The sequence below is a fragment of the Alcaligenes sp. DN25 genome (genome assembly GCF_023674485.1).
Taxonomy (GTDB): domain Bacteria; phylum Pseudomonadota; class Gammaproteobacteria; order Burkholderiales; family Burkholderiaceae_B; genus Alcaligenes; species Alcaligenes phenolicus.
Map to the genome: position 1 here is coordinate 2406776 of NZ_CP098408.1, position 11750 is coordinate 2418525.

Genomic DNA, 11750 nt, shown 5'->3' on the forward strand with positions numbered 1-11750 from the left:
GCGGTTAATCTTTGTTAAAGCTTGTCATTTGCGCACCCCTAATTTGTACGCTGACTTGATCCATTAAGCGACCTTGTTCAGTTTTCAACTCAATGCGCAGCGTTCCGGGTACCAATGGAATTCGCAGCTGCGCCCCCTTTCCTGCTTCTACTCCCTGCACCCACCATACCAAGGGCTCGGTAATCTGCCCTTGGGCCAACAAACGCAATTGCTGGTTTTGCGGTGGAATATCCGGGTCCAACGCAAAAATGGTGCCATTGACCGGCTCGCGGATACGGGCCGGGCCGGCATAGGCCAGATTCACATCACTTAATTCCACACGATCGGTCTGCGTGCCTTCAACAAAAAACTCTTCCCGGCCAGGCTCCATGGCGGGTACAAACTCAATCTGGCGCACCTGCACCTGTGCAGGCATGGCCGTTTGACGACCGGGGCGACGCTGGTTCAAGAGCGAAATCACCTCGTGCCAGATCGGGGCTGCCCCGCTGACACCTGATACATCTTGCATACTTTGGCCAGCACTATTTCCCACCCAAACGCCAACGGTATAGTGCTCTGTCCAACCCAGGGCCCAGTTGTCACGCATGTCTTTACTGGTCCCGGTTTTAACCGCACTCCAAAATGGTGTACTCAAAGCACTGTCCAATCCAAAGGTCAGCACCCGAGCCTGACGGTCCGACAACATATCACCCACAATCCAGCTGGCCCCCTCATCCATCACAGAATGAAAGGGAGCGGCTTGCTGATCCATACGTGTTTGCACAGCTTGCGTCTGGCCCAAATTGGCCAGTGCACGGTAAGCATTGGTCAGTTCCAGCAAGGTGACATCGGCACTGCCCAAAGCCAGGCTATACCCATAGAAATCGCCATCCTGGCGCAGATTCAGGCCCAGTGCACGCAGGCGATCCACCAAGTTGGCAGGCCCCAGCATGGTCAGCACACGCACAGCAGGAATGTTCAGGGAAGAAGCCAGAGCATTGCGCGCACTGACCCAGCCCACAAACTGCTTATCGTAGTTTTGCGGGATATACAGGCCATTGCCGGTGGACAGATTCAGCGGCGAATCCTCCAGCAAGGATGCGGCGGTCAACAGGCGCTTTTCAATCGCCATCTCATACAAAAAGGGCTTGAGCGTGGAACCGGCTTGCCGCAAGGAACGGGCATGGTCTACCTCGGCCGCCTCGGACAGATCGCCACTGGAACCCACATAGGCCAGGACCTGTCCGCTATGGTTATCCAGCACCACCACCGCAGAATCCTGAACACGTGCGGTGCGCAGATCCAGCAAGTGGCGCCGCATACTGGCTTGCACTTGAGTTTGCAGGCGCGTATCCAAGGTCGTACGAATACTGTCACCGGCCTTGATTTCAGGATTCTGATCCAGAACCCAACGGGCAAAATGAGGGGCCAGTTGGGCTTGCCCCAAAGGGGCCTGTCCGGCCCGGCGCAAAGCCACCGGCACCAGATTACTTAATTCTCGACATAGTTCGGCGCGTCCCATCTCTTGCAGGGTCGTACACGCCCGGCGCTCGACCATCAAGGCCGAGGCATTGGGGCCGCGCAGCAAAACTGCGGCAATGGCAGATTCGCGTGCATCCAGCGCAGCGGCCTGCTTTTGAAACAAGGTACGCGCCATCGCGTCCACCCCGACCAGCTCACCCCGAAAAGCCACCTGATTCAGATAGGCTTCCAGAATTTCCGGCTTGGTCCAGGTGTCTTCCAGCGACTGGGCGGCCACCACCTGATCCAGCTTTTGCCAGACCGAGCGCCCACCTCGACCACCAATCAGATCCTGATCCATCAGGCCGGCCAGCTGCATGGTAATCGTAGAAGCACCGCGACTGCGTCCGGCAAACAGGCCATCCCACGCGGCGGAGCCCACTGATAACCAGTCCACCCCACCGTGAGATTCAAAACGGCGGTCTTCAGACACCAGGACCGCCATTTGCAAGGCCGGAGAAATTTGCTCCAGCGCGACCCAATCGCCGCGCCGTTGACGAAAGTCCAGACGGACTCGCTGGACAAGCTGGCCCTGACGATCCAGGACCTGCACATCGGACGATCGGTAGGCTTGCCGAACTTCCTTGTAGCTGGGCATGGCCTGCCCGGGACTGGCCCACAGGGCCAGTCCCAACACCAGCAGTCCTGCTTTAATTTGCTGGTGCATCCACAACTTCCAGAACTTGCTCGTTAGGCCAGACAGCAAACACGTCGGGCTCGTACAGGGCTTCAGCACGGCTGGCTGGCAGCACGAACTGACCCACTGTATTCAGACGCACCGTGTAGCTGACTTCGGTCGTGCCTTCTTCAAAGCGCTCGTAGTAAGCACGGTAGCCATCAAAGCGGCGTTCGACAAAGCTGGGCCAATGACCGGACTGCTCTTCACCGGCCGTTGCCATGGCAGAGTCGCGACCCAGGCCGCTGCCCAGGATAGTGGCACCGGCAGGAATCGGGTCCGACACCACCACCCAGCTTGCCTGACCTTGAGCCTTGACCTTGATCTTCACGCGCATGATGTCGCCACGACTCCATACACCGGGTTTGGCCTGCTCCACGGCTTCGATGTGACGCTCCATGCTCAAACCAGCCGCAACAGGCTTGGTCACGGGCACCGCAGCCAGGGAGCGAACTTCGATCCAGGCCTTGCCCTCACCCATTTGCTCAACGCTCAGGTTATCGGCCTGATCGCCGCGCCAAGGCACATCAATCCTGGAAGAGCGCACACCCTGACCGTCAGGTTTGAGCATGTCCCAATCCACCACCTGGGCACTTTCCGAGCCCAGAATCACCATGGACTGACCGCTAGGGTTCTGTTCGTGATGACGGCTGAACTGTTCAATAGCCAAACTACCCAAGAGGTTTTCAGTGGTCATGCGCCATGCACCACGTTGCTGCTCCGCCAACAGACCCTGGGCCAGACGAGGCATGTCCTCGGTCCAGTCCGACATTTCATTGGCCAGCAGCATCAGGCGAGCCTGGTTGGTCACGCGGCTGGTCATGGCCCATGGGCTGCCGTTAAGCGCGTCCTCACCAAAGACCAGACGGGTACCACGGCTGACCAGACGTGCCTGAATCAGATTCATGGCTTCTTTACGTGTCTGCTCGGCTTTCTTGATGCCCGGCAAACGCTGAGTCAGATCCACCCAGGCCAGCAGGATTTCAGTGGGCCAGCTTTGCAGGTTCAGTTCCACCGAATCCAGCATGTTGACGCGAGCACGGCCGTACTTGGCCAGCACGGCCGTCGCACGAATCACTTCAAGATCCCGCTCTTGGCGAGAGACCGTTTGCATGCTCGGGATACGACCATTCACCACGTTTTCCAGCGCTTGCAGCATCTCGTTGCGGAAGCCGTCCGGGATGGGATAGTTCAAGCCCATGGATTCCGCAATGTAGCTGATATCCAGGATGTAGCTGGTCAACACGCGGCTACCCCACCCATAGCTACTGGGGAAGTAACGCAACAAACCACTCTCGTCCATATAAGACGGCATGCGCTGCATCAGGCCAGCCCACGCCTCTTCGGAACGCAGGCCCATGAAACGCGAGGCTTGCTGTTCAAAGCAGCTGTAAGGATAGCGTTCAAACCAGGCACGCACCCCTTCCATACCGCCACCCAAGGAGGAACGGAACAACATTTGCAGACCACCTTGAACCACGCCTTGTTCGTTCTTCAAGGCACCGGCCGGTGCCTGCACCGACATGTTCAATGGCTCATCCATACCCACGGCAACCAATGTTCCCTGCTGAACCGTAACGGGGGTCGCGGTAAAGACTTCCTGCTTGATTGCAAGGCTGTCTTTGGCAGCCTTGCCCGTGGCGCCGGACTGCTGAACTTCCTGTGCATCCACCCTCCACTCCATCTGGTGCGAATCGGCCGAACCACTGGACAGTGGAACCGACATGGGCCAGGAAACCACTTTAGCCGAGCCCGAAGCCAGCTCAACGGTTTGCTCTGGCAAGGCCGCCGAGGGCAAGCCTTTACCACGGTACTGCGCCTGCACCTTCACGGTCATGGCACGGGGGCTGCTGTTACGCAGCGTCACTTGGGCCTGGTAATCATCACCCTCACGAGCAATGGCTGGCAAACCGGAAATGATTTGCAGGTCTTGCGTTGTGACGATCTGAGCCGAACCACTACCAAAGCGGTCGCCCGCCAGATCGGCGACGGCCACAATCCGGTATTGGGTCAGGGAGTCTTTCAGCGGCACGGTCACCGTTGCGCGACCTTGTGCGTCCAGCTCCACATTGCCTTTCCACAGCAGCAAAGTATCCAGCAATTCACGAGTGGGGCTCTTGCCACCGCCACCACCCGCTGCGACAGCCTTGCGACCATAGTGACGACGACCCACGATTTCAGACTGCGCCGTGGCGGTCTGCACGTTGTAGCCGCGCAAGGCACGCATGGCGTTGAGCAGGTTCCAGCTATTGTTCGGGCTCAGTTCCAGCAAGGCTTGATCCACAGCCGCCAAGGCCACGGACGCACCGGCTGCCGGTGTGCCATCGGACTTGAGGACCTGAATATCAACCTTGGCCTGCTCACGAATCGCGTACTGGCTGCGATCCGTCGTTACCTTCACATCCAGTGCATCTTGCTGGCTGCTGACTTCAATGCTGGCCAGACCAAAACGATAGCTAGGCTTGGACAAGTCCACGGTAGTTGTCGGGGCAACAAACTCACCACCGCCTTCCGAGTAGGCTTTGTACCAAGTCAGAGGCTGACTCCAGCCCCAGCTAAAGAAAGAGTACCAAGGCACTTCACGCAGACGGCCACGCAGAACCAGCACGGACACGTAAACGTTCGGCCCCCATTCGGGCTTGATCTCCACGCTGACGTTAGGGCTGTCGCCTTCCAGCTGAACCACTTGAGCCTGCAAGACACCTTCACGCTCCACCGACACCAGGGCCGTGGCCTCGCGGAACGGCATGCGCACCTGGAACTCGGCTGTCTCGCCAGGAGCCCAAACTTTCTTCGCAGGAATCACGTCGATACGGTCATCGTTCTGACCACCGAACCACAGGTAACCGGAGCCACTGACCCAGACGGTGCTGGCAGCAACGGACTCGCGGCCTTCGCCATCGCGTGCAATGGCACGCAGCTCGACCTGACCGCCCTTCTCCAGTTTCACATCACACTGCACCAGACCCTGATCGTCGCTGCGACCTTCGCAGATCGTGCCCAGGTCTTCGCGCTGCTCCTGATTGTCGTAGCTGTAGAAGCCACCCACCATACGCTTGCGGATCGAGAAACGCTGCACATTGGCCGCCTCAATACGCACAGGCACGTTTTTCAGTGGCTTGCCGTCCGGGCTCACCGCGATAGCCGAGAGCTTGGTGGACGAACCGGCTGCCAACCAGCTACCTGCACGCAGACCCACCACTACATCGGCCGGCCATACGGACACGGTTTGGGTCAAGGTTTGAATTTCACCGTTCGGATCGGCAAAAGTGGCTTCTACCAGAAATTCGGAAGGACGATCCACCGCAGGCAACTCATCCAGCGTGGCACGCAAACCACCCTGTGCATCCAGCTGAAAGCGCTTCTTGTTCAGGAAAACACGGGAGTCCGAGACATCAGACTGTTCAACTTTCTCGGGAGGGACAAAGCTGAAATCGTCATAGGCGCTGAAGGACGTTCCTGCCGAGCGGACGACCGCCGACAACTGAACCGGCAAGTAATCGGCCGGGCCACCAGACAGGTACTGCAACTGCAGGTCGGCCTGCAGTTCTTTGGGTTTGACCAGATAAGGACGATCCTGACCGTCACCCAGCTTGATACTGCCGCCCAACACAGGCAGCTTGAACTGCTCTACGCGGAACCCGCCGAAGTTGAAGTACTGATCCTCGCCTTCGGTTCGCAAGCGATACACACCCAGCTCGGCGTCCTTGGGGATTTTCCAGTCGGTCAGAGCAAATACGCTGCCTGCCGCTGTCTTTTGCCACTTCAAGGGCAGCTCAATTCGCTTGCCGCTGCCATCGTGCTCGACAATCATGGTGTCGGGATAGCGAGCTGGAGCCTTGAAACCGTCACGCACGCGTTCGCGTACATAGTGTTTCATATGGGCCACTTCACCCGCACGGAACAGATTGCGATCCATCACAGTGTGAGCAATGGCCTCATCGCGACCGCCCCAGTTGTAAGGCACATTGAAGCGCCAAGGCTCGATACCCGAATTCCACTCGCTCAAGGCAAAGCTGAAATCATCTTTACCACGAGCCATGGGGTTGTTCTTGTCGATTCGCGCCGTCACGAACAAACCGGACAAGCTGGTTTCCTGGCAGTAATCCGGGCTGGACACCGCCTGCGGGTGATGGAACATCCCATTCTCGTCTGTTTCACCTTGCAGCAGCTCTTCACCACGGCAGTTCATCACGCGAATTTTCGCGCCGGGCACGACTTTGGCATCATCCAGTGTCGTGACCCAGACCAGCAAATCGTCACCACCTTTCTTGATATGCACACCCAGGTTGGTCACCAGCACAGAGCTACGCACGTACATGGTACCGGCCGCCTCCAGCAAGGAAGCTCCCAGACGTGGAGAAGCGACTTCCAGAACATGGAAACCAGGCTCTTTCAGCGGCACGCCAATCAATTCAAAAGGACGCTCGCCTTTTTGATCCATGCCGGGCAAGTCCAGCTTCTTCAGATCCTTGCCTTGCAACAGGGGCTGAGCACGCAGATCCAGGTAGCCGTTCTCATTCAAAGGAGCGGTGACATGGAAGTCACTACCCATCATGGTCTTCAGATAGTCGGGGGTGACCGACCAGGAATAGTTCAGCTGGCGCAGACGGGAGAACCAGGTCAGAACTTCCTTGTCGTCCTTCACGGCAAGAGCCCCCACCTGACCGGCGGACACCAGCATTTGCTGAGTTGTCAGATTGGCTTCGACATTACGCAGGCTCAAGCCAATGGCTGGCGGATCGGAATCGTCCGATCCGTCACGATCCGCATGGCCGAAACGCTCCACAATCCCGAAAGGCTCCACCGCAAACTTCACCAGCGGCGGATAGGTCGTGGTGCTCATGCCGTTGCTCAGTACTTGCGGGTTCTTCAGGCGGCGACCTGCGTCGTCCGTCAGGCTGTCCGGAATCTTGACCGTCAGCTTGGCGTTTTCAGGGAAAGGACCCTCGAAACGCACGTACTGGCCAGGCCCACGATCCTGCCATGCCTCGTCGCTATCAGACTTGGGTTCCCAAACCTGCTTGCCGGCTTCCAAACGAATCTGGCTCAAGTACTCGTAAGCGACGGGCGCAGAGAACTGAACACCGAAGCTGCCAACCGGCGTGCAAGGCGCTTCTGCGCGCTCACGCATGCAAGTGAGCGAGGCGGTAAACTCGGGGCGCACGTTGTAATCGTAGGTATAGCGGTCCGTATTAGGGACGCCCTTGCGATTCTCAATCTGGGTCATGATGCCCGGCTCCAGCACCACCGACACGCTGGCATCCGCTGGCAGGGGACGCGCACACTGGACGGCCTGGTATCGGTCGTCTACCTCGTCCACATAGAACTCGGCGCGAACCATGGCGTCGCGCTCGGCACCCTCAATGGCTTTCAAGCCAATACGCTCGCCAATACCCTCTACCCGGCAATAGCCGTTCTTGACTAAAGAGGCGCTATTAACCGGCGCATTGAAGCTGAATAGAAAGACCTGGTCTTCATCAATAATGTTGTAATACGGGCGGTTGCTTTCCAGAATGGCGCCGCCTGAATTAAAACGATATTGAGCCGGTCCGCTAATCGCTTCATTATTGATGCTGCGAAAACTTTTGGACACGACGGCCGTACAACTCAAGCCTGGTCCTGGACGCTCGTCGAATTCATAAATCCAGCGGCGCGAATCAAGCCAACGGCCCTGACCGACTACCGAAGGATCATCACACTGCACCTGAACGGGTGCAGGCAATTGCGAATCCCCAAAATGAACTGCGGGTGTGGCAAAGGTGACTTTGACATCCCGCAAATCCGATGTCGCCCCTTGGGGCGAGAAACTGCTTATCGTAATGGCTTGGGCGCTACTGACACCCAGCAAGAACATCAAACCCAGCAAAGACTGGCGATGCATCGTTCTTCCCCTATGGAATGTGCTATTTTCGGCGCCAGTTTAATAGAAATCAGACCCTCTGAGCGTGTCTGACTAGCCCCGAAAGCGCATAAAGAATGCCACCAAGTGCAACAGAAAAAGACACCGGGCTTTAATTGTTCACGACACCCGTTTGTAGAAGCATTCATGGCATTTGAAAGAAAAAATTTCAAATGCGACCAATACCCTGCTTTTTTCCCAAAACTGGCGGCATCCACTACGATAAGAAACATAATTGCCCAGGCAGTCACTGGAAAAGCACGGTACTCGCCCCATATGGGTTAAGGCTTGCACGATCAATCCGCTTAGATTTCAGGACAGACACATGAGCACGATGACACTGCAGGAACTGGATAAAACCCGCGAGGAATGTCGCAAACTAATCAGTCGGCGCGCTCTGCTGTCAGCAGCGGCAGCCGTGGTGCCCATCCCTGGTGTGGATGTGGGTACGGATGTGGCGATTCTGATGAAAGTCATCCCCATCATCAATGCGCGCTTCGGCTTGACGGCCAACGATGTGGACGCCCTGAGCCCGGAGCTGAAAAAGCTGGTGGTCGTGGGGGGAACCAGTATGGGCCTGGGCATGGTGGGACGCGTGCTGACTACAGATCGCGTGGTCAATATTCTGGTGCGTCTGGGAGCGAAGAAACTGGCCGGGAAATACGGCGCCAAATATGTGCCTTTGATAGGCAGCGCCATTTCCGCTTCCATCAGCTTTGTAGTGCTGCGCAAAGTCGGCAACCAGCATATTGAAGAATGCTATGAAATTGCCCGCCGCCTGGCACTGGAGACACAAAGGAAGGAAGCCGTCCACACCATTGATGGCGGTGAGGAAGGCTTGATCCGCGAAATCAAGGGCTAAGCCCTTGATCCCGTTTAGGCCGCAGGAACCACGCCCGGCGTTTTGCTGCGGCCATTCAACATATAGTCCATCAGCTCGCGCACCGATTTCATGGCTTTGCCAAAAGGCAAGGCTTCGGAACTACGGAAGAACAGACCGCGCTGTACATCACCTTTCAGAGCATAGGCCAACTGACGATCAATGCAAAACTGACCATGACGCTGCACGCCATCGCGCAAGCCACAATGTGCCAGGCAATCAAAGCCTTCCGTGCAAGCACGCTCTCGCGCCACCGATTGCAGCTTTTGCTCTTTGTGCAAGTAAGCATCCAGCCACGGCGTACGCACGGCACGGGCAGGCAGTCCGGCCACGCTCATAAAGGTCACGATGTCCTTGGGCTCGGCATCCAGCAACACACGCTTGAAGTTCTCATGCGCATCACCTTCTTCGGTGACGGCAAAGGCAGTACCCATTTGCACCCCATCTGCACCCCAATCCATTAATTGACGTAGCTGTTCCGGACGATGAATCCCGCCGGCGGCGATCAATGGAATACGCTCGGCCTCCAGGCCCAGCTCGCGAAACAAGGCACGGCAGCCCTCCAGAACGCGCTGGAAAGCATATTCAGGTTTGTTCAAGGATTGGTCATCGGCGGCCCCCAGGTGGCCTGCGGCAAAACGGGGATTTTCCAGAACGACTGCATCCGGCAAACGCTTGCGGCGCAGCCATTTCTTCACCAGTAAAGTGACGCCGCGCACATCCGACAAGATTGGAATCAAGGCAACTTTGGGATGATCCTGAACCAGCTCAGGCAAATCCAGCGGCAGGCCAGCGCCCACCACCACGGCATCTGCCCCGCTTTCGCAAGATTGACGCACATACTCGGGATACTGCGAGACAGCCTTCATGATATTGACGGCGATGCCACCGTTGCCACCCGAGCGCTCTCGGGCACGATTGATCTCGCGGTCCAGGGCCTGCAAATTGGCTGCATCGACCACGCCTTTTTCGACATCACCCTGGGTGCTGTCCATCAGGTCTTCGTGATGACGCCGTAAATCCACGCTGGAGATCGTCCCCAGCCCGCCCAATGCGGCCACAGTACCGGCCAGCCGGGACGCCGAAATACCGACTCCCATGCCGCCTTGAACAATAGGCAAAAGCAGTTTTCCCTTCAGGGACATGAGACGTAAATCCGTCTTTAGCACGATGTTGATACCTTAGGTTGATGCAAGAACCTGCCGGCCACGTCGGGACCAGAAACAGGGCAATAGAATCGTGGCCGTCTGCAAGGACGGCCACTGTGTTAAATCAGGCGGGAATAGCGGGCACCGCTTTCCTGGCTCAAGTACTTGTCGAACACCATGCTGTAGGCGCGCACAAACAAACGGCCTTTGGGCAGAACCTGGATGGATTGGGCATCGACTGTCAGCAAGCCAGCGTCGGCATAGCTGTTGAGCTCTTGCAGCTCGGCAGAGAAATAGCTGGCAAAATCAATGCCGTAACGCGCTTCCAGACGCAAGATAGGCACTGGCATGCTGCACATCAAATGCATGATGACTTCCGCCCGCAGGCGATCGTCCTGCTGCATCACAATACCCCGCTCGATGGGCAAACGCCCCCGGTCTATATCGGCGTAATAATTGCGCAGGCTGCGGGCATTTTGCACATGCATGGTGCCCACCTGACCAATAGACGACACGCCAAAAGAAACCAGATCGCAGGCTGCGCGGGTGGTGTAGCCCTGGAAGTTGCGGTGCAGGCTACCGTCCAGGCGGGCCAGATTCAGCTCGTCGGTCGGCAAGGCAAAGTGGTCCAGACCGATATAGACATAGCCTGCATCCAGCAGACGCTGCGAAGACATCAGGAACAGTTGCAGACGCTGGTCGGCATCGGGCAGTTCTTCTTCATTGATTAAACGCTGCGCCTTGAATCGCGTTGGCAAGTGCGCGTAGTTATACAGAGCGATGCGATCTGGTCGCAGTTGCACCAAGGAGTCAATGGTGATGGCAAAGCTTTCCAGGGTCTGCAAAGGCAGACCGTAGATCAGGTCCGTGTTGATGGACTGGAAACCGGCAGCCCGGCTTTCTTCAATGGCGCGTTTGACCATTTCGAAGGGCTGAATACGGTTGATCGCTTTTTGCACATTGGGGTCAAAATCCTGCACCCCGAAGCTGGTACGGTTAAAACCCAGAGCCGCCAAGTTCTGGAGCGTGCCTTCCGCCAAGGTACGCGGGTCGATCTCGATGCCCAGTTCGGCATCGTCCGTGAACGCGAACTGCTCCTTGAGCTTGGCCATCAAGCGGGCCAACTGTTCATTGTCCAGGAAAGTGGGCGAGCCGCCGCCCAAATGCAGTTGTTCGGTGCGCCGGTCTTCACCCATATATTGGGTGACCATATCAATTTCGCGCAGCAGGTAATCCAGGTACTGCTCGCTCTTGCTACGATCCTGCGTGATGATCTTGTTGCAGGCACAGAAATAGCAAAGCGACTGACAAAACGGGATGTGCAGGTAAACCGACAGAGGCGGATTACTGCTGCTCAAGGCGCGCCGCGATAATTCGTGAATATAAGGCTGAGCAGGAAAGTCCTGAAAAAAACGATCTGCAGTGGGATAGGAGGTATAGCGAGGCCCGGAACGATCAAAACGCCGGATCAGGGCTTCAGAGATTTCGATATCCGGCGCGGTGGGGGCGCTGGCATCCGATGCTTCCAGTGTTTGCGGCATAAAGGGTCCTCCTGCACGAGACCTGTTTCTTCTAGTCAAGCATTTATTGTGAGAGAAAACCTCAAGCATGCGCTTGACCTGCATCAAGGCCGCAATAACTAAA

General features: G+C 57.0%; 5 protein-coding genes. 1 reads left to right on the forward strand and 4 read right to left on the reverse strand.

Annotated features, from left to right (window positions below; genetic code table 11):
* Positions 1–4 precede the first annotated feature (4 nt).
* Complete coding sequence (gene pbpC, locus NBV64_RS11260) at positions 5–2167, reverse strand: penicillin-binding protein 1C (protein ID WP_250755819.1); 2163 nt, start codon at positions 2165–2167, stop codon at positions 5–7.
* Positions 2151–8060 carry an alpha-2-macroglobulin family protein gene (locus tag NBV64_RS11265; protein WP_250755820.1) on the reverse strand — a complete coding sequence of 1970 codons (5910 nt, stop codon included), beginning with the start codon at positions 8058–8060 and terminating at the stop codon, positions 2151–2153. Before NBV64_RS11265 ends, pbpC begins: the two co-directional genes overlap by 17 nt.
* A gap of 343 nt (positions 8061–8403) precedes the next feature.
* On the opposite strand from NBV64_RS11265, the gene NBV64_RS11270 reads away from it, so the two are divergent.
* Positions 8404–8940: a hypothetical protein gene (locus NBV64_RS11270; protein WP_009461759.1), complete on the forward strand. Its 537-nt coding sequence runs from the start codon at positions 8404–8406 to the stop codon at positions 8938–8940.
* Between the two features lie 14 nt (positions 8941–8954).
* On the opposite strand, the gene NBV64_RS11275 is transcribed toward NBV64_RS11270, so the two are convergent.
* Both NBV64_RS11275 and hemN read right to left on the reverse strand, forming a co-directional pair.
* On the reverse strand, positions 8955–10103 hold the full coding sequence (locus NBV64_RS11275) for an NAD(P)H-dependent flavin oxidoreductase (RefSeq protein ID WP_021446508.1): 1149 nt from the start codon (positions 10101–10103) through the stop codon (positions 8955–8957).
* A gap of 122 nt (positions 10104–10225) precedes the next feature.
* Positions 10226–11647, reverse strand: a complete 1422-nt coding sequence (hemN, locus tag NBV64_RS11280; RefSeq protein WP_021446507.1) for an oxygen-independent coproporphyrinogen III oxidase — start codon at positions 11645–11647, stop codon at positions 10226–10228.
* Positions 11648–11750 lie beyond the last annotated feature (103 nt).

Coding starts and splice junctions, on each gene's coding strand:
- pbpC (WP_250755819.1), bottom strand. CDS start 2,167: ATGCACCAGCAAATTAAAGCAGGACTGCTGGTGTTGGGACTGGCCCTG.
- NBV64_RS11265 (WP_250755820.1), bottom strand. CDS start 8,060: ATGCATCGCCAGTCTTTGCTGGGTTTGATGTTCTTGCTGGGTGTCAGT.
- NBV64_RS11270 (WP_009461759.1), top strand. CDS start 8,404: ATGAGCACGATGACACTGCAGGAACTGGATAAAACCCGCGAGGAATGT.
- NBV64_RS11275 (WP_021446508.1), bottom strand. CDS start 10,103: ATGTCCCTGAAGGGAAAACTGCTTTTGCCTATTGTTCAAGGCGGCATG.
- hemN (WP_021446507.1), bottom strand. CDS start 11,647: ATGCCGCAAACACTGGAAGCATCGGATGCCAGCGCCCCCACCGCGCCG.